A 19,124-nucleotide genomic window follows, 5' to 3' on the forward strand; every position below is an offset into this window, starting at 1 on the left:
TGGCTTTAGGGTGACTAAGTAAAACCGCTATTTTGTCACACCCACGCCGAGAATGAACCTTCCTGGTGTAATATCCCTGCTGATCCCCTGCTGTATGGTTAAAAAAGGAACCAAAAAGGATGCTTTTTACGCTGAAGAAAGTGATTGGCGGTATGATGCTGCCACTTCCGCTAATGCTCATTATCATGGGCATAGGCCTGGCGCTGCTCTGGTTTAGCCGCTTTCAAAAAACAGGGAAAGTGTGCATTAGCCTGAGTTGGCTGGCACTGTTACTTCTAAGCTTGCAGCCCGTCGCCGACAGTCTGCTGAAACCGATTGAGGATAGCTATCCAACCTGGCAGGATACACAAAAAGTGGAATACATTGTGGTGCTGGGCGGAGGGTATACCTGGAATCCACAGTGGGCGCCGAGTTCAAACCTGATCAGCAACAGTCTTCCGCGTCTGAATGAAGGTATTCGCCTTTGGCGTGCTAACCCGGGATCGAAGCTTATCTTTACCGGCGCTGCGGCAAAGAGCAATAACGTCAGTACTGCAGAAGCGGGAGCCCGCGTAGCGCAGTCACTGGGTGTGCCGCCCGGTGATATCATCACGCTGGATAAACCTAAAGACACCGAAGAAGAAGCCGCAGCGGTTAAGCAGGCCATCGGCAGCGCGCCGTTCCTGCTGGTGACCTCCGCATCGCACTTACCGCGAGCAATGATTTTCTTCCAACAGGCCGGACTACATCCGTTGCCCGCGCCAGCCAACCAGTTAGCGATTGACTCACCGCTTAATCCGTGGGAGCGCGCGATCCCCTCTCCCGTCTGGTTGATGCATAGCGATCGTGTTGGTTACGAAACGTTGGGGCGAATCTGGCAGTGGCTAAAGGGATCGGAACATTGACAGGAATGTTGCCTGATAGCGACACTAACGCGTCTTATCAGGCCTACGTGTTCAGCGCAGAATTGTAGGCCGGATAAGGCGTTCACATGTTCATCAGGCGAGCCACGGCAGCAGTGATTTCGTGGCCAGGTCAAAGTTAGATCGATTAAAACGTCCGGTGTTGACCAGTTGCGCCACCTCATCCCATAACACATACAGCCAGCGCCGCCAGATGAAGGACTCCGCCACGGGCGCGCGTTGCAGGTATTGCCAAAGCAGACTTTCCGCCAGTGCATTATCCATTAAACGGAACAATTCATACTCTCTGGGCGCCCACAGCATCAAACCCGGTCCGACCATCGCCAGAAGCTGATCGCTACGGGCGTCTTTGAGCATGCTACGTAAACTAAAATTACCGTGGATCAGCACGCAGTTATCATTGAATCCTTCAAATAAAGCGGGCAAACACTCACGGGTACGAAACAGGATCCGCTTATCCTGCATCGTCAGCCCGGTATTGTTGAACTGATTTAAAGTGGTCCACAACACTTCAACACGCTGACGATACCAGGATGGCCAGATATTCTCTTGCGTGTTATCCACCATTCCCACGCAGCCACGGCTATCCTGCCGATGCCATGACAGCAGACCTTCTACGATCTGATCTTTTAAATGTTCCCAGCGTTCGGGCGTTCGGGCTGGCGCTTCCACCGGCACGCCACGTAAACGCTCAAGCAGTAGCACATCGGGACCGGGATGCTCTTCGTGGGTTAAGACCCCGTAAATGACGGGCATTCGCACCGTACCACTGCGCGCCAACATGGAGGTTTTCCATGCCAGCTGCTGCGCCATACCTGGCGTGGTGAAGCTTCTCGCCATCAGCGGCATCGGATTTCCCTGGCTGTCGTACAGTGACCACAGGGCCGTATCCACTTTTTCATTCACGCATTCTATGCGACTGAGTTTTTCGCCCAGCAGGTGGCTGAGTTCGGCACGCAACTGTTCCATTTCAGATTGCCCTCATAAATGCTACTGCTTTCATAATGAGCGTCGTGCAGACAGATGTCACCCGGATGAGATCAATTGATGAAAAGAAAAGTGGAGGGAAAGCGCAACGATACGACACTCCTCCCAAAAATACGCCTCAATATGGGGGGAGTGCCGTGAGAAAAACTAATGCATTTCGGCGCGAACGCGCTCAAGATCTTCGGCTGTGTCTACGCCGGTACCCGGGACTTCTTTTGCGACGGCAACGTGAATTTTTTCGCCGTACCACAGCACTCGCAGCTGCTCCAGCATTTCGATATGCTCAAGCGGGCTAGGCTGCCAGTTAACATAGCGGCGAATAAAACCGGCGCGATAGCCGTAAATGCCCAGATGGCGCAGGAAGGTGTCCCCCACCGTTTCCAGACTTTTGGCGAAACGATCTCGATCCCATGGGATGGTCGCGCGTGAAAAATAGAGAGCATATCCTTCAGCATCCAACACGACTTTTACCGCATTCGGATTAAATGCCTCTTCCGCACTGTGAATCGGAGCCGCAAGAGTCGCCATACCGACCTGACGTTGCGCCAGATTCTCAGCCACCTGGCGAATAATGACCGCAGGAATCATCGGCTCATCACCCTGTACGTTCACAATAACGGTATCATCGCTAAAACCACATTTCTCGACGACTTCCGCCAGGCGCTCCGTACCAGACTGGTGATCGGCGCGAGTCATGCACACTTCGCCACCCACCGCTTCTACCGCGCGAGCGACATCCTCGTGATCGGTGGCAACGATGATACGTTCAGCGCCAGATTCACGCGCACGCTCCAGTACATGCACGATCATCGGTTTACCGTTGATATCCAGCAACGGCTTACCAGGCAGACGTGTGGACGCATAGCGCGCAGGAATAATGACCACAAAACTCATGATTTACTCTCATCAGCAGTCAGAACGCGGGCTTCGGTTTCCAGTAACACGGGAATGCCATCACGCAGTGGGAAAGCAAGGTTATCCAGTTTACAAATCAGTTCCTGTTTTTCCTGGTTAAACCAGAGTTTGCCATTGCATACCGGGCAGGCAATGATTTCAAGCAGACGATGATCCATAGTTCCTCCAGATGGACCGGATTGTGAATCCGTAAATATTAACATAATCGCTTAAAGGGCTGGGTCTATTTCCCAACCATGGCGTGCATCAGCAAATAAACCTTCAGGATAACGTCCCAGCGTCACGCGTGTTGCCTGTTGCCAGCGGGCAAAATCGTCAATCGCCTGAAACAATCCTTTTTGCAACGTCACTCCAGGCTTAACCCCATCCTGTAACCACAGCGAAATAACGTCCAGCACACCTGTTTTGCGGTGCATTTTGGCATCCATCCGCCCAACCAACTGTCCACGATGCAGCAACGGCAAGACAAAATAACCATACTGACGTTTCGGTGCTGGCGTGTAACACTCCAGCCGATAGCTAAAATCGAATAGCTGCTCTGCCCGTTTACGATCCCAGACCACCGGATCAAAAGGTGATAATACTGCACTGTGAGTCGCCGTTAATTTGCCCGCCAGCGCCTGTTCAAGCAGCGGCTGAAGGTGGCTATGCAGCCACAAGGCTCCTAGCCCCTCAACGTCGACAGGAATAATCTGCCGCTGTTCCGCCCGTTCGTTGCACCAGTTTTTTAGCGCCGGGCGCTTCAGGCGGTAGTAGTCTGCCAGCCATTGTTCGCGGAAAATCCCCAGACTGCGGGCACTGTTATCCAGCATGACACTTTCCGCATCTTCCTGCGAAAGTGGGTCGCGTTCATCGTCCCAGTGCGGCATGACGCGATGGGTTAAATCATACACTCGCTGGAAATTACGCCGTTCCACGACCATCACTTTCCCGGCGGTGAACAACCCTTCAAGATGACGCTTCTGCGGTTTCCATTCCCACCAGCCGCTGGTCCCTTTGCGTGGATGCTCAAAATCAGCTGAGCGTACCGGCCCGTTATGCTGGATGTGCTGGAGCAGTTGCTCAATCTCATGCGCATGTTCTTTCATCCACGCCGCTTTATATTTCCAGCCCATATTCTCCGGGGCCAACATGCGGTGACGTATCAGCATAAAATCGCTGCGCGGCAAAAAACAGGCCTCGTGCGCCCAGTATTCCATCAGTTCGCCCTGCTGTAACGAGTCGTCCAGCCATTGGGGGGAATAATCGCCTAAACGACTAAACAGCACCAGGTAAGGACTGCGCGCCACAATATTGATGGTGTCGATTTGCAGTAACGACATGCGCAAAATGGTCGCGAGAATATCTGCCGGGGTTGCCCGGCGGCGTGTTTTTTTCAGCAGACCTTGAGCAGCAAGGTGAAGATGACGGGCATCCGTCAGAGAAAGGCGCGGCAACGACATTTATGGCCTCATAAATGATTCGCTGCCGCAGCGTGAATCAGTTAGCGAGTCAGCGAGATTAAGCTATTCAGCAATACATCAGGCCGATCGCCTGACAAATGTGCATCAACAGGTAAATACCACCAGTTTTCATCGGCAAATGCCCGGCACTTAACCGCATCTTTTTCCGTCATGACCAGCGTTTGCCCGGCGTCTACAAACGCACTGACGTCACTGTAGGTCAGAGACTGATGGTCTGCCAGCGCAATGCTTTTTTGCACGCTGGCACCACATGCTTTCAGCGTGGCAAAAAAACGCGGTGGATGACCAATGCCCGCCATGGCGACAATATTGGACAATTGCGCCACATCACGGCGTTCACCTGTACGTAAATTAACGGCCAGCCCCGGTTCAAGTCGCATAGGGATTTCCCCTGGTTGCGCAACGCCACCGTTAACAATAGTCGCATCCACCGATTTAAGGCGACCTGCGCGTTCCCGCATTGGACCAGCGGGAAGCCACCAGCCGTTGCCAAACCGACGTTCGCCGTCAATGACTACGATTTCAACATCTCGCGCCAGACGATAGTGCTGTAGTCCATCGTCCGTCACAATAATCTGCACGTCGTGTTGGGCCAAAATGGCTTTTACCGCATCCGATCTTACCGGGGATACCGCTACCGGCACGCCGGTACGTTGGGCGATCAGCACAGGTTCATCGCCCGCTTCTGCGGTAGTAGTATCAGCGGTTAGCAACAGCGGGTAAGCAGTCGCTTTCCCGCCATAACCACGCGACACCACACCCACGCGAATCCCGCGTTGTCGCAGTTGTTCAACCAACCAAATCACCACCGGCGTTTTACCGTTTCCGCCCGCAGTAAGGTTTCCGACCACCACTACCGGGACTGGCGCGCGCCATGCGCGTTTAAGCCCCAACTTGTAGCATAAGCGGATCGCGCCACTCACCAGGCCATACAGCCAGGAGAGTGGAAGTAACAATCGCCACAGCGGCGATTCACCAGACCAGATACGTGCGATCATTGACCAAATTGCATTTTGTGTAATTGCGCATACACCCCGCGCTGCTCAATCAGCTCGCTATGGGTTCCGCGTTCGACAATCAGACCATCCTCCACCACGATGATTTCGTCGGCTTGTTCAATGGTTGAAAGACGGTGAGCAATGACCAGAGAAGTACGGTTTTTCTGTAGCTCATCCAGCGCAGACTGAATCGCGCGTTCAGATTCAGTATCAAGAGCCGATGTTGCTTCATCAAGGATCAGAATTGGGCTGTCGCGCAACAAGGCACGGGCGATAGCGATACGCTGACGTTGTCCGCCGGAAAGCAGGACGCCGTTTTCACCAATCACCGTATCCAGGCCATTATCCATCTTGTTGATGAAATCCATGGCGTAGGCCATCTGTGCCGCTTTTTCGATCTGCTCACGGCTGTACATATCGGTACGCGCGTAGGCGATGTTGTTGGCAACCGTATCGTTAAACAAGTGCACATTCTGCGAAACCAACGCAACCTGATCGCGCAGTGATGCCAGGGTATATTCGCGCAGATCGTGTCCGTCCATCAGAATCTGCCCTTCATCAATATCGTAGAAGCGCGTAATCAGGCTGGCGATGGTGGATTTCCCTGAGCCCGAACGACCGACCAGAGCAACAGTTTTACCCGCGGGAATATTCAGGTTGATGTTACGCAGAGCCGGTACTTCACGTCCCGGATAAGTGAAAGTCACGTTGCGGAACTCGAGATCGCCGGTAGCACGCTCGATCACACGTTTACCTTCATCTTTCTCCTGTTCGCTATCCAGAATCGTAAATAAGGTCTGGCATGCCGCCATACCGCGCTGGAACTGCGCGTTGACGTTGGTCAGCGATTTCAACGGACGCATTAATGCGATCATTGAGGAGAAGACAACCGTAATTGTCCCTGCTGTCAGATTTTCCATTACGCTTGGGAAGCTAGCCGCATATAACACGAAGGCCAGTGCCAAAGACGCAATCAGCTGGATGATAGGGTCGGAGATAGAAGAAGCGGAAACCATCTTCATACCCTGCAAACGCATCTTGTTGCTGACCTTATCAAAGCGCTTGGTTTCGACTTCCTGACCACCAAAAATCAGAACTTCTTTGTGGCCTTTCAGCATCTGCTCCGCACTGGTCGTAACCTGACCCATGGTGTTTTGCATGTTTTTACTGATGCTACGAAAGCGCTTGGAAACCACACGGATTGCCACTGACACAATTGGCGCCAGTACAATCAGGATCAGTGACAGCTGCCAGCTGTAATAGAACATCATGATAAACAGGCCAATAATTGAGGCCCCTTCACGTACCACGGTGATCAGCGCACCGGAAGACGATGACGCAACCTGTTCTGAATCATAGGTAATACGCGATAACAATGTCCCTGTAGACTGTTTATCAAAAAAGGAGACGGGCATGCCCATCATATGGCCAAACAGGCGGCGGCGCATGGTCATGACCACTTTGCCTGACACCCATGAGATACAGTAGCTGGAGACATAGCTGGTTAAGCCACGAACTATCATCAGCCCAATGACCACCAGCGGCATCCACAGCAGCACCGAGCGATCAGTTTTACCAAAACCATCATCCAGTAATGGTTTAAGGAGCGATAACATGAAGGTATCGCTGGCCGCGTTAAGGACTAACGCTATACCCGCCACGATCAGACCCGATTTAAAAGGCGCTATGGTTGGCCATAGTCGGCGAAACGTCTGCCACGTAGAGAGATCTTTATCGTTATGCATTCAAAAAACCAGCATTTGTTAGAATAGCCGCATATTCTACCCGTTATCCTCCGACACGCCAAACCACTGATGATACCAACGAGGTAAAATCTGATCCCGCATGCTGCGTATGCGCCAGTTTTTTTGATAAAAATCCAGCGTAATCTGTCCCTGATGGGGGGTATCCAGCCATTGATAATTTTGTTGCCGATAACGTTGCTTCACTTTCCAGGACGGCAGACGCCAGGCGTTGTAACGGGATGCAGAGGCGAGTGCGACCTGCCCGTCAACCCGCTGAATGAGTGCCAGTGATGATGAAGTATTGCTGCCATGATGTGGAACCTGCATCACCGTCGACTGAAGGTGCTGCCAATAGTGACTTAGCATTTTTTGTTCAGCAGGAGATTCGATATCGCCGGTCAGCAGAATACTCTGATATCCGTCATCGACCTTAACCACACAGGAGTGGTTATTCCCCTGGTCTGTATTTCCACGCACAGGCCAGTGCGCACTGAAGGTTAACCCTTGCCATTGCCAATGCTCTCCGCGAAAACACGGGAGATGACCTTTCCAGCTCAGCGGACTTCTTACCCATAGCGACGGCCAGGCTTGTTGTAAGGAGTGCAACCCGCCGCGGTGATCCATGTGCTCATGGCTTAAAATAATTCCTTCTGGCTCCAGATTATGCCAACGCAACCAGGGAATAATCAGATGTTCTGCGCTATCGCCTTCAGGCCATGCCAGACCGGTATCGTAAAGCAACGCTTTCCCATTTCGCGCGATCACCATTGCCAGCCCCTGCCCGACATCCAGCATATGCACTTGCCACACATCAGTACGCGGTGCACGCCAAAGCGGCCCACTCAGTAAAAGGAGCACAGAGAAACAGACCACCGGTAGCGTACGCAAGATATTTAGTCGCCATGCGATAATCATCATTCCGGGTAAAAATGCGAGCCATTGCCAGCGTGCATCAATATTGATCCACCCTTCAGGCAGACTTCTGAGCCCCCAAAATAGCAGCGCCAGAGAACGATCCGCCAGATACCACAGGCTTGATTCAACCATCACCGTCCCGGCTAAATGCATGATCATGCCTGCTAATATCAAGGGTACGGAAACAAACGTGACCAAAGGGACGGCAAACAAATTAGCCAGAAACGAGGTCAGACTAAAACCGTGAAACATTGCGATTTGCACGGGAAGAAGCAGAAGCGTAATACCCAATTGCAGATGAGCCAGCGCCAGAAATTGACGTCCAGCACGCGACAGCGGCCAGTCCGGGAGCGGTACCCATTGGTACCAGAACAGCAGTGCCGCAACGGCGGATGCAGACAACCATAGGCTTTGCGAAAGAACACCAACAGGATCCACCACCACGATGGCTGCCAGACAGCAAATCCAGACCGACCATCCACTCCACTGCCTGCCGCTAAGTCTCAGCGCCCCCCAGACTAGCAGCGCAACAACCGTTCGTAATGCCGGGGGTTGCAGCCCCGTCAGCCAGGCATAAAATGTGGCGCAGACAATTCCACCCACTAATGGCATCTGCCAGCAAATCCACCTTGTTGGCATAAAAAATTGTCCAGCACGTATCAATCCTGCGGTCAGTAATGCAGCAAACGCAATATGCAGCCCGGAGATAGCCATCAAATGAGCCGTGCCGGTATCACGCATAATCGTTTTCACCTCTTGTGACACAGACAAGCGCTCCCCCATTCCCAGACCCAGTATGACCTGCTGCCAGGGATAGTCGGTGAGTGCCGTTTTCAGCGAGGAGAGATACCGCGAACGCAAACTGCATTGTGGTGTGATTACCGAAGCCTGCAAGAATCGTCCCGTCAGCGGTTGATGCTGTACCAATGCGTAACGCTGGCTATCAAATCCGCCTTCGTTTAATTGACCGTGTACAGCGCGGACTTTCAACGTCATCGCCCATGTCTGACCCGCACAAACATCACCGGGTAAATACTGCCCGTACAAGACGATTCCTTGCTCAGGAAAGATTCGTTTCCCCTGAAGGTGGGTGATCTGGCCGTAGTGCGTTGTCATATTGTCAGTTCCGGTTATCCGCACAATGGCTTGCTGGGTTTTCGCAGGCAGCGTATTACCGGCCCACATAGCCTCTTTCGCGGCCAGGATTCCCCAAAGAAAAAACAGCAGGGTTAGTCCGGCGGAACGCATATATTTGTAGGGGAGAAAACAGAGCAGACATGCCAGACAAAATACAATGCCGATACACAACATGCCTGGCAGCATAGGTAATAGCATGAGTGGGAGAATGCCGAGTAATGCGCAGGTACTCACCGTTGTTATTTTCATCAATCACCTCCCTGTTACAGGGAGTGTGCAGTACTCTTCGACGGTTGTCTGGCATCAATTTATCGTTATACGACCTGAGTTCCGCAGACATTTAGTGATGGTTGTAACGTACAAATTAACTGGGATGAGGATTCCAGGATAGGTGGACAGAAATGAAAAAAGCACCCATTTGGGTGCTTTTCTCGGCGTTAAGTCTCGCTAAAAACTTAACCGTAAATATTGGCGCGATCGCGCAGTTCTTTACCTGGTTTAAAGTGCGGAACGTATTTCCCTTCCAGATCCACTTTATCGCCGGTCTTCGGATTACGTCCGGTGCGTGGTGCGCGGTAATGCAAAGAGAAGCTGCCGAAACCGCGGATTTCAATACGCTCGCCCTGCGCAAGAGTCGAGGCCATATGTTCCAGCATCTCTTTAACTGCATCTTCAACCGCTTTCGCGGGAATATGAGGTTGCTGGGTTGCAAGTCTTTCAATCAATTCTGACTTGGTCATGATTCCTCCGGTTCCTTAAAGGCATAATTAGCTGCTGCATTGATTAAGGGCGGCCGTAGCCGCCCTTTGTCATTGATTACAGGACGAATCCTGTAATCTGTCAAGCTACTCGTCACCCTTTGTGCCGTTAACAGCACAAAGGATTTAGAGCACTCGATATTACTCGCCTTTAGCTGCTTTGAAAGCTTCAGCCATTGCGTTGTTAGAGAAGTTAGCATCTTCCTGTTTGTTAACAGTTGCGATTGCATCTTTCTCATCAGCTTCGTCTTTAGCACGAACAGACAGGCTGATTGCACGGTTCTTACGATCAACGCCGGTGAATTTAGCTTCAACGTCGTCGCCTACGCTCAGAACCAGAGTTGCATCTTCAACGCGGTCACGTGAAGCTTCAGAAGCGCGCAGGTAACCTTCAACGCCGTCAGCCAGTTCTACGGTTGCGCCTTTAGCGTCAACTGCAGTGACTTTACCGTTTACGATTGCGCCTTTCTTGTTCAGTGCAACCCAGTTGTTGAACGGATCTTCTGCGAGCTGTTTAACGCCCAGAGAGATACGCTCACGCTCTGCGTCAACCTGCAGAACAACTGCTGCGATTTCGTCGCCTTTTTTGTATTCACGAACTGCTTCTTCGCCTGCAACGTTCCAGGAGATGTCAGACAGGTGAACCAGGCCGTCGATGCCGCCGTCCAGGCCGATGAAGATACCGAAGTCAGTGATAGACTTGATTTTACCTTCAACACGGTCACCCTTGTTGTGGGTTTCCGCGAACTGCTGCCATGGGTTGTTTTTGCACTGCTTCAGACCCAGGGAGATACGACGACGTTCTTCGTCGATATCCAGAACCATAACTTCCACTACATCGCCAACGTTAACAACTTTGGACGGGTGGATGTTTTTGTTGGTCCAATCCATTTCGGAAACGTGAACCAGGCCTTCAACGCCTTCTTCGATTTCAACGAAGCAGCCGTAGTCGGTCAGGTTGGTCACGCGACCAGTCAGTTTGGTACCTTCCGGATAACGCTTAGCGATAGCTACCCATGGATCTTCGCCCAGCTGTTTCAGGCCCAGAGATACACGAGTACGCTCGCGGTCGAACTTCAGCACTTTAACAGTGATTTCGTCGCCAACGTTTACGATTTCGCTCGGATGCTTAACGCGTTTCCATGCCATGTCGGTGATGTGCAGCAGGCCGTCAACGCCACCCAGATCAACGAATGCACCGTAGTCAGTGAGGTTCTTAACGATACCTTTAACTTCCATGCCTTCCTGCAGGTTTTCCAGCAGCTGATCGCGTTCTGCGCTGTTTTCGGATTCGATAACGGCACGACGGGAAACAACAACGTTGTTACGCTTCTGATCCAGCTTGATTACTTTGAATTCAAGCTCTTTGCCTTCCAGGTGCAGCGTGTCGCGGACCGGACGAACGTCTACCAGGGAACCCGGCAGGAACGCGCGAATACCATTCAGCTCAACAGTGAAGCCACCCTTGACTTTGCCATTGATAACACCAGTAACGGTTGCAGCTTCTTCGTAAGCTTTTTCCAGCGTGATCCAAGCTTCGTGACGTTTAGCTTTTTCACGGGACAGCAGGGTTTCACCGAAGCCGTCTTCTACTGCATCCAGAGCAACGTCAACTTCGTCACCAACCTGGATTTCCAGCTCGCCCTGGGCGTTTTTGAACTGCTCTGCCGGAATGGCGGACTCAGATTTCAGACCAGCGTCAACCAGTACTACGTCTTTGTCGATAGCAACAACAACACCACGAACGATGGAACCCGGACGGGTTTCGATTTCTTTTAAGGATTCTTCAAACAGTTGAGCAAAAGATTCAGTCATGTTTAATCTTCAGGTTTCATATTTAACGTCCACCTGGCTCCATGCCGGATGGGGTTGTTTAACATACCCGCTGTCAATCCATTGCAACGGGGGTACTGCAAATTCGGTCGCACTTAAGCGAGAGCCAGTTTTTGGCGCGCGTATTGTAACGCTTTTTCAATCACTTGCTCAATGCTTAATCGGGTTGAATCCAAAACTAAAGCATCAGCAGCGGGAACCAGCGGCGCTACAGCACGATTACGATCGCGATAATCGCGTTCTTCGATCTCGGCCAAAAGGCGTTCAAAGTTAACACTAAAGCCCTTCTCCTGCAACTGTAGCATACGTCTATGCGCACGTTCTTGCGAGGAGGCGTCCAGAAAAATTTTCACCGGCGCATCCGGGAACACCACGGTGCCCATATCACGTCCATCAGCAATCAGACCTGGGGATTCGCGAAATGCGCGTTGACGACGTAATAACGCTTCACGCACGCGGGGAAACGCCGCAACCTGAGAGGCGGCATTCGCTACTTCCTGAGTACGTATTTCACCGCTGACATCTTCACCTTCAAGAATGACTTCCAGGTTGCCGTCTGTTGAGATAAAACGCACATCAAGGTGTGAGGCAAGCGGTACCAGAGCATCTTCAGATGTGACATCAACATGGTGATGTAACGCTGCGAGCGCCAGTACGCGGTAGATCGCGCCTGAATCTAACAGATGCCACTGCAATGCTTCCGCCATTGCCTTGCACAAGGTGCCTTTACCTGCACCACTTGGGCCATCAATGGTAATAACCGGGGCAATTGCCGTCATCTTTTTCTCCTTAAACGGGCGTACATTAACGTGAACGCCGCGCATTATACGCGCCAACGCCAACGATCGTTATCTTTGTGTGAAAAATGCAGAATCATTGAAGCTGAGTGTAGAATAAATAGGCAATCGAAGATGTCAGAATGTGCCGCACCCGAAAGTGCGGCAATAAAATCAGACAGATGTACTAATACGAGCCAACTGTTCGAAATAATCCGGGAAGGTTTTGGCGGTACATTTTGGGTCAAGAATGGTCACCGGCGTGTCAGACAGCGCCACCAGCGAGAAACACATCGCCATGCGGTGATCGTTGTAGGTCGCGATGTCCGCAAATTGCAATGTTGCAGGCGGGGTGATGCGGATAAAGTCATGCCCCTCTTCCACTTCCGCGCCCACTTTGCGTAACTCCGTCGCCATCGCGAACAGACGATCGGTCTCTTTGACGCGCCAGTTGTAGATATTACGTAATGTCGTGGTGCCTTTAGCGAACAGCGCCGCCGTTGCAATGGTCATCGCCGCATCAGGAATATGGTTCATATCCATATCCACTGCGTTCAACTCGCCGTGAGTACAGGCAATAAAATCGTCGCCCCATGTAATGGTTGCGCCCATTTTCTCCAGTACATCGGCAAAACGAATATCACCCTGCATGCTGTTGCGGCCAATCCCGGTAACTTTTACCGTACCGCCTTTAATAGCACCTGCCGCGAGGAAATAGGAAGCGGAAGAAGCATCACCTTCAACCAGATATGCACCCGGTGACTGATACTGCTGCAGCCCCTTCACGACAAAGCGCTGGTAGTTTTGATTTTCAATTTCAACACCAAACGTTTTCATCAGGTTCAGTGTGATATCAATGTAAGGTTTGGATACCAGGTCACCTTTAATTGCGATCGTCGTATCCTGCGGCGCCAGCGGCGCAGTCATCAGCAACGCAGTGAGGAACTGGCTGGAAACGCTACCGTCTACCTCAACCTGGCCTCCGGTAAAGCCACCGCGCAGACGTAAAGGTGGATAGTTTTCCTGCTCCAGATAGTCAATTTTGGCTCCGCCCTGGCGCAGCGCATCAACCAGATGGCCAATCGGGCGCTCTTTCATGCGCGGTTCGCCCGTCAGCACGATGTCATTGCTGCCCAGACATAGCGCTGCGGCCAGCGGGCGCATTGCGGTTCCGGCGTTGCCAAGGAACAGCTCAACTGCACCTTCTGCGTGCAACACACCGCCATTGCCAACTATCTCGCAGCGGGTACGATCGGCAGAAAGGGTATAGCTAATCCCTAACGCATTCAGAGCATTGAGCATATGGCGAACATCATCGCTGTCCAGCAGATTGGTCAGGACAGTGGTGCCATTGGCTAATGCAGCCAGCAGCAAAGCGCGGTTAGAAACACTTTTGGATCCAGGCAGATTGATGGTGCCATCCACCCGCGCAATGGGTTGTAACGTCAGGGATTCCATGAAACTCGACTCTCAAAAACAGACATAAAAACCCCACAGACGGGCTGTGGGGATGAAAAGTACAGCAGATTAGCCGCGGCGGCGTTCGAAATCGACCATGAAATCGGTCAGTGCTTTAACACCTTCAAGCGGCATGGCATTGTAGATGGACGCACGCATACCGCCGACTACACGATGCCCTTTCAGCGCGTGCAGGCCCGCAGCAAAAGACTCTTCCAGGAACAGTTTATCCAATGCGCTGTCAGCCAACTGGAACGGTACGTTCATGCGTGAACGGTTGGATTTCGCCACATCGTTACGGTAGAAATCGCTGTTATCGATTACGCCGTAGAGCAATTCCGCTTTTTGCTGGTTAATTTTATCCATCGCATTAACACCGCCCTGCTTTTTCAGCCATTTAAAGACCAGGCCAGACAGATACCAGGCAAAGGTTGGCGGCGTATTGAACATGGAATCGTTGTCATTCAGCACGGTATAGTCGAGGATTGACGGGCATGAGACATGAGCTTTACCCAGCAAATCTTCACGGACGATGACAATCGTCAGACCGGCCGGGCCGATATTTTTCTGTGCCCCGGCATAAATTACGCCATAACGGTTAACGTCAAGCGGTGCGGAAAGAATGGTAGAGGACAGATCCGCCGTGACCACAACGTTGCTGGCAAAATTCGGCGTTTCATCGATCGCAATGCCATCGATGGTTTCGTTCGGGCAATAGTGCAGGTATGCCGCGTTATCAGAAAGTTGCCATTCACTCATCGGCTTAACAGCACGCAGGCCGTCCACGGTGACTTTGGCATCAATAACGTTTGGCGTGCAGTATTTTTTCGCTTCTTTAATTGCGCTGGCGGCCCAATAACCGGCATCGACGTAATCCGCGGTGGTTTTATCGCCCAGAATATTTAACGGGATACCCGCGAACTGCCCGCGACCACCGCCATGGCAGAACAACACTTTATAGTTGGAGGGGATGCTGAGAAGATCGCGAAAATCCTGCTCCGCTTCCTCTGCGACCTGGATGAATTCTTTGCCACGGTGGCTAATTTCCATCACTGACGTGCCAAGACCGTTCCAGTCACAAAGATCCTGTTGAGCCAGTTTAAGTACTTCTGCCGGTAACATTGCCGGACCTGAACTAAAATTGAAGACCTGAGCCATTTCCCCTCACCACGTTGTGTTGTTGTCCAATCAACATCCTGTCATTGACGATAATCCGGTGACAGACATTGGTATAAGTTATTCCTGTGGATATCGGTTTTATCATTCAGTGACACGCGCCGCAATGGGTAAAACTGGCAAGGGTAAAAATGTGTCATCGGTCACACAACAGAATCTATCGGATTGACGGGTAAAAACCGAGATTTTTGCTGTCAGGTAACCCGTTTTGCCCGGCTGGCCTTCGACCATTCTGGATTTGCACAGCGCGGACATAATTGATGATCTCCGGCCTTCATTTGCACCACTTCACTACACCGTACGCATGCATAGTCGCCTGTTTCAGGTACCACCTTAAATCGCTGCGTACAATGTTTAGGCAGAATGCTAAGACCCGGTTTTACGTCTTCATCGGCAAAGAAGTAAACGCTGATCTGCCCATTCGTCTCCAGAATAGCCAGTTTCACTTGTCCCAATTGCTCCACGCCGTTCAAACGCAGTTCCATAAAGAATTCAAATTCCGTCATATTGGCGCTATTGAGCTTTGACCATGCCAGCTCGCCGTCTTCAATGATCACGACGGGTTTGCCCTCCAGAAGGTCCTCCATTTTTTCACTATGCGCCATTAGCCACATTACCAGCCGATACAGCACAGCAAGAGTAATAAAGACCACCAGCACCGGCAGCATCGGAACATCGTCATAAAACGCCACGTCTCCCGCGGCGGAACCCAGCGTAAGGATGATAAGGACTTCAAAAAGCGACATCTGGCGTACGCCACGACGTCCGGTGATTTTTAAAAACAGAAAAACCAATATAAAGGTGTAAAGGCTGCGTAGCGCAACTTCCCCCAGAAAATCCATGGGCACCTTATCAAGCGCCATACGGTGTAAATCGAAAGCTTTCATTAATATGCTCTAAACGTGATTGGCTGTAAGAAAGCATAGCCAATGCTTTTATTTACGCATGGGCTCCGGCGGCGATAGCGCCGTTCATTGAAAACCCGTATCATTGCGCGCTTTCCGTACGACAAAAGTGATTTTCATGACGCAAACATTTATTCCCGGCAAAGATGCCGCTCTGGAAGACTCCATCGCTCGCTTCCAGCAAAAATTACTCGACCTTGGTTTTCAAATTGAAGAAGCTTCGTGGTTGAATCCCGTCCCTAACGTCTGGTCTGTACATATTCGCGACAAAGAATGCGCGCTGTGCTTCACCAACGGTAAAGGCGCGACAAAAAAAGCGGCGCTGGCTTCTGCGCTGGGCGAATACTTTGAGCGTCTGTCGACTAACTACTTCTTTGCAGATTTCTGGCTGGGCGAAACTATCGCCAATGGCCCGTTCGTACATTACCCGAACGAAAAATGGTTCCCGCTGACTGAAGAAGACGATGTTCCAGAAGGTTTACTGGATGCGCGTCTGCGTGCATTTTACGATCCAGATAACGAACTGACCGGCAGCATGCTTATCGATCTACAGTCTGGTAATGAAGAGCGTGGCGTCTGTGGCCTGCCGTTTACCCGCCAGTCTGATAACCAGACCGTCTACATTCCGATGAATATTATCGGCAACCTGTATGTTTCTAACGGCATGTCTGCGGGTAACACACCTAACGAAGCTCGCGTTCAGGGCCTGTCTGAAGTCTTTGAGCGCCATGTGAAGAACCGTATTATCGCCGAAAGCATCAGCCTGCCGGAAATCCCGGCCGAGGTGATGGCGCGCTATCCGGCAGTGGTGGAGTCCATCGCCACACTGGAAGCGGAAGGTTTCCCAATTTTTGCCTACGATGGCTCGCTGGGCGGCAAGTATCCGGTGATTTGCGTTGTCCTGTTCAACCCAGCCAACGGTACCTGCTTTGCCTCCTTCGGCGCACACCCGGATTTCGGCGTTGCGCTGGAGCGTACCGTGACTGAACTGCTGCAGGGCCGTGGTCTGAAGGATCTTGATGTCTTCACCCCACCGACCTTCGACGATGAGGAAGTGGCAGAACATACCAACCTTGAAACTCACTTCATCGATTCCAGCGGTCTGATCTCCTGGGATCTGTTCAAGCAGGATGCCGACTATCCGTTCGTTGACTGGAATTTCTCCGGCACCACGGAAGAAGAGTTCGCCACCCTGATGGCCATCTTCAATGCTGAAGAGAAAGAAGTGTATATCGCTGACTATGAGCACCTGGGCGTTTACGCGTGCCGCATTATTGTTCCGGGAATGTCTGACATCTATCCGGCAGAAGATCTGTGGTTAGCCAACAACGCTATGGGCACCCATCTGCGTGACACCATTCTCTCTCTGCCAGGCAGTGAGTGGGATAAAGAAGACTACCTCAATCTGATTGAACAGTTGGATGAAGAAGGTTTTGACGACTTCACCCGCGTGCGCGAGCTGCTCGGTCTGGCGACCGGTGCGGATAACGGTTGGTACACCCTGCGTATTGGCGAGCTTAAAGTGATGCTGGCGCTGGCCGGTGGCGATCTGGAGCAGGCCCTGGTGTGGACCGAATGGACGATGGAATTTAACGCCTCCGTCTTTAGCGCGGAACGTGCAAACTACTATCGCTGCCTGCAAACATTGTTGCTACTGTCTCAGGAAGAAGACCGTCAGCCGCTGCAGTATCTGAACGCATTCGTCCGCATGTACGGCGCTGAGGCGGTTGAAGCGGCAAGTGCGGCACTGAGCGGTGAAGCGCCGTTTTATGGACTTCAGCCAGTAGACAGCGATCTGCACGCATTCCCGGCACATCAGTCTCTGCTGAAAGCCTATGAGAAATTGCAACGCGCGAAAGCGGCACACTGGTCAAAATAGTGACAAACAACTTGCCTCGAGTAGGCTAAATGTATTGTCTGAGCTATATTACGGGGCGCTTAAAGCGCCCCGTTTTTTATTTTGGTCAAACCAAAAAATAAATGTAAAGGCAAGGTTAAATATTAGTAGTTGATATTAAAAAAATTAGCTTATTAATGTGGTTTTTTATCTCAATTACTCCATTTTAATTAACCGTCCCATAGGAGGCTGAAAGAAAAAATTCAACTCACTTTATAATTTTTAAAATTTATTTTTATATGGATAATCAACATGTTACACCGTAATCGCATAAAAACCATGCGTCTTACGGGCCTATAAGCCAGGCGAGATATGATCTATATCAAATTCTCATCTATAATGCTTTGTTAGTATCTCGTCGCCGACTTAATAAAGAGAGAGTTAGTGTGAAAGCTGACAACCCTTTTGATCTTATTCTACCTGCTGCAATGGCCAAAGTTGCCGAAGAAGCAGGCGTCTATAAAGCAACGAAACATCCGCTTAAGACGTTCTATCTGGCAATTACTGCCGGTGTATTCATTTCAATTGCCTTTGTTTTCTATATCACCGCCACAACCGGCACTGGTACTATGCCTTTCGGCATGGCGAAATTAGTAGGTGGTATCTGCTTTTCCTTGGGGCTGATCCTTTGTGTTGTCTGCGGTGCAGACCTCTTCACTTCAACCGTACTGATCGTCGTTGCTAAAGCCAGTGGTCGTATTACCTGGGGTCAGTTAGCGAAAAACTGGCTTAACGTTTATGTCGGCAACCTGATTGGCGCCCTGATCTTTGTGTTACTCATGTGGCTTTCTGGCGAGTATATGACCGCCAACGGCGCATGGGGGCTCAACGTTCTGCAAACAGCCGACCACAAAGTGCACCATACTTTTGTTGAGGCAGTGAGCCTTGGTATCCTGGCTAACCTGATGGTGTGTCTGGCCGTATGGATGAGCTACTCGGGCCGCAGCCTGATGGACAAAGCGTTTATCATGGTATTACCGGTCGCAATGTTTGTTGCCAGCGGTTTTGAGCACAGTATCGCAAACATGTTTATGATCCCTATGGGTATTGTAATACGCGATTTCGCCACCCCGGAATTCTGGACCGCAGTTGGGTCTTCTCCGGAGAATTTTTCTCACCTGACCGTGATGAATTTCATCACCGATAACCTGATTCCGGTTACGATCGGTAACATTATCGGCGGCGGTTTGTTGGTCGGGTTGACATACTGGGTCATTTATCTGCGTGGTAACGATCATCATTAATCTGTTGATGCCCAT

Annotated in this window: 16 protein-coding genes; 3 read left to right on the forward strand and 13 right to left on the reverse strand. The window is 51.2% G+C overall.

The features are described from left to right. Window positions 1-119: 119 nt before the first annotated feature. Window positions 120-884, forward strand: a complete 765-nt coding sequence (elyC, locus tag OGY17_RS15960; RefSeq protein ID WP_003836882.1) for an envelope biogenesis factor ElyC — start codon at window positions 120-122, stop codon at window positions 882-884. A 93-nt stretch (window positions 885-977) separates the two neighbouring features. Here elyC and OGY17_RS15965 read toward each other — a convergent pair whose 3' ends face one another. The 13 genes from OGY17_RS15965 to OGY17_RS16025 all read right to left on the reverse strand — a co-directional run bounded on the left by OGY17_RS15965 (window position 978) and on the right by OGY17_RS16025 (window position 15,950). Then, window positions 978-1,871, reverse strand: coding sequence for a YcbJ family phosphotransferase (locus OGY17_RS15965; protein WP_003831934.1), 894 nt, complete (start codon window positions 1,869-1,871; stop codon window positions 978-980). A gap of 165 nt (window positions 1,872-2,036) precedes the next feature. Further along, entirely contained in the window at window positions 2,037-2,783 is a 747-nt protein-coding gene (gene kdsB, locus OGY17_RS15970; RefSeq protein ID WP_003831932.1) for a 3-deoxy-manno-octulosonate cytidylyltransferase, read from the reverse strand. Next, window positions 2,780-2,962, reverse strand: a complete 183-nt coding sequence (gene ycaR, locus OGY17_RS15975; protein ID WP_003035793.1) for a protein YcaR — start codon at window positions 2,960-2,962, stop codon at window positions 2,780-2,782. The genes kdsB and ycaR overlap by 4 nt, the downstream gene beginning before the upstream one ends. Before the next feature lie 51 nt (window positions 2,963-3,013). Further along, complete coding sequence (locus OGY17_RS15980) at window positions 3,014-4,246, reverse strand: winged helix-turn-helix domain-containing protein (RefSeq protein ID WP_191226213.1); 1,233 nt, start codon at window positions 4,244-4,246, stop codon at window positions 3,014-3,016. A 41-nt stretch (window positions 4,247-4,287) separates the two neighbouring features. Continuing rightward, entirely contained in the window at window positions 4,288-5,265 is a 978-nt protein-coding gene (gene lpxK, locus OGY17_RS15985; RefSeq protein ID WP_032942888.1) for a tetraacyldisaccharide 4'-kinase, read from the reverse strand. Continuing rightward, a complete protein-coding gene (gene msbA, locus OGY17_RS15990) occupies window positions 5,262-7,010 on the reverse strand; it encodes a lipid A ABC transporter ATP-binding protein/permease MsbA (RefSeq protein WP_048214571.1) in 1,749 nt (582 codons plus the stop codon). The genes lpxK and msbA overlap by 4 nt, the downstream gene beginning before the upstream one ends. A gap of 36 nt (window positions 7,011-7,046) precedes the next feature. Further along, window positions 7,047-9,311, reverse strand: a complete 2,265-nt coding sequence (locus tag OGY17_RS15995; RefSeq protein WP_234102468.1) for a ComEC family protein — start codon at window positions 9,309-9,311, stop codon at window positions 7,047-7,049. Window positions 9,312-9,517: 206 nt separating this feature from the next. Further along, a complete protein-coding gene (gene ihfB, locus OGY17_RS16000; RefSeq protein ID WP_003035780.1) occupies window positions 9,518-9,802 on the reverse strand; it encodes an integration host factor subunit beta in 285 nt (94 codons plus the stop codon). Between the two features lie 159 nt (window positions 9,803-9,961). Further along, window positions 9,962-11,635 (reverse strand): 30S ribosomal protein S1, encoded by a 1,674-nt coding sequence (gene rpsA / locus OGY17_RS16005; RefSeq protein WP_003035776.1) that lies wholly within the window; start codon window positions 11,633-11,635, stop codon window positions 9,962-9,964. Window positions 11,636-11,748: 113 nt separating this feature from the next. Further along, window positions 11,749-12,432, reverse strand: coding sequence for a (d)CMP kinase (gene cmk, locus OGY17_RS16010; protein WP_003831921.1), 684 nt, complete (start codon window positions 12,430-12,432; stop codon window positions 11,749-11,751). 171 nt (window positions 12,433-12,603) lie between these two features. Beyond that, window positions 12,604-13,887: a 3-phosphoshikimate 1-carboxyvinyltransferase gene (gene aroA, locus OGY17_RS16015; RefSeq protein WP_286607776.1), complete on the reverse strand. Its 1,284-nt coding sequence runs from the start codon at window positions 13,885-13,887 to the stop codon at window positions 12,604-12,606. A 69-nt stretch (window positions 13,888-13,956) separates the two neighbouring features. Continuing rightward, window positions 13,957-15,045 (reverse strand): 3-phosphoserine/phosphohydroxythreonine transaminase, encoded by a 1,089-nt coding sequence (serC, locus tag OGY17_RS16020; protein WP_208744486.1) that lies wholly within the window; start codon window positions 15,043-15,045, stop codon window positions 13,957-13,959. A gap of 212 nt (window positions 15,046-15,257) precedes the next feature. Next, entirely contained in the window at window positions 15,258-15,950 is a 693-nt protein-coding gene (locus tag OGY17_RS16025; RefSeq protein WP_100272702.1) for a DUF421 domain-containing protein, read from the reverse strand. 136 nt (window positions 15,951-16,086) lie between these two features. Here OGY17_RS16025 and ycaO point away from each other — a divergent pair, with 136 nt between their 5' ends. Beyond that, window positions 16,087-17,847, forward strand: coding sequence for a 30S ribosomal protein S12 methylthiotransferase accessory factor YcaO (ycaO, locus tag OGY17_RS16030; RefSeq protein ID WP_234102485.1), 1,761 nt, complete (start codon window positions 16,087-16,089; stop codon window positions 17,845-17,847). A gap of 404 nt (window positions 17,848-18,251) precedes the next feature. After that, on the forward strand, window positions 18,252-19,109 hold the full coding sequence (gene focA / locus OGY17_RS16035; RefSeq protein ID WP_003831909.1) for a formate transporter FocA: 858 nt from the start codon (window positions 18,252-18,254) through the stop codon (window positions 19,107-19,109). Window positions 19,110-19,124 lie beyond the last annotated feature (15 nt).

It is taken from the genome of Citrobacter sp. Cpo126 (genome assembly GCF_030332445.1).
GTDB lineage: Bacteria > Pseudomonadota > Gammaproteobacteria > Enterobacterales > Enterobacteriaceae > Citrobacter > Citrobacter portucalensis.

Coding starts and splice junctions, on each gene's coding strand:
- OGY17_RS15995 (WP_234102468.1), bottom strand. CDS start 9,311: ATGAAAATAACAACGGTGAGTACCTGCGCATTACTCGGCATTCTCCCA.
- ycaO (WP_234102485.1), top strand. CDS start 16,087: ATGACGCAAACATTTATTCCCGGCAAAGATGCCGCTCTGGAAGACTCC.
- lpxK (WP_032942888.1), bottom strand. CDS start 5,265: ATGATCGCACGTATCTGGTCTGGTGAATCGCCGCTGTGGCGATTGTTA.
- OGY17_RS15965 (WP_003831934.1), bottom strand. CDS start 1,871: ATGGAACAGTTGCGTGCCGAACTCAGCCACCTGCTGGGCGAAAAACTC.
- cmk (WP_003831921.1), bottom strand. CDS start 12,432: ATGACGGCAATTGCCCCGGTTATTACCATTGATGGCCCAAGTGGTGCA.
- msbA (WP_048214571.1), bottom strand. CDS start 7,010: ATGCATAACGATAAAGATCTCTCTACGTGGCAGACGTTTCGCCGACTA.
- serC (WP_208744486.1), bottom strand. CDS start 15,045: ATGGCTCAGGTCTTCAATTTTAGTTCAGGTCCGGCAATGTTACCGGCA.
- elyC (WP_003836882.1), top strand. CDS start 120: ATGCTTTTTACGCTGAAGAAAGTGATTGGCGGTATGATGCTGCCACTT.
- ihfB (WP_003035780.1), bottom strand. CDS start 9,802: ATGACCAAGTCAGAATTGATTGAAAGACTTGCAACCCAGCAACCTCAT.
- OGY17_RS16025 (WP_100272702.1), bottom strand. CDS start 15,950: ATGAAAGCTTTCGATTTACACCGTATGGCGCTTGATAAGGTGCCCATG.
- rpsA (WP_003035776.1), bottom strand. CDS start 11,635: ATGACTGAATCTTTTGCTCAACTGTTTGAAGAATCCTTAAAAGAAATC.
- ycaR (WP_003035793.1), bottom strand. CDS start 2,962: ATGGATCATCGTCTGCTTGAAATCATTGCCTGCCCGGTATGCAATGGC.
- kdsB (WP_003831932.1), bottom strand. CDS start 2,783: ATGAGTTTTGTGGTCATTATTCCTGCGCGCTATGCGTCCACACGTCTG.
- OGY17_RS15980 (WP_191226213.1), bottom strand. CDS start 4,246: ATGTCGTTGCCGCGCCTTTCTCTGACGGATGCCCGTCATCTTCACCTT.
- aroA (WP_286607776.1), bottom strand. CDS start 13,887: ATGGAATCCCTGACGTTACAACCCATTGCGCGGGTGGATGGCACCATC.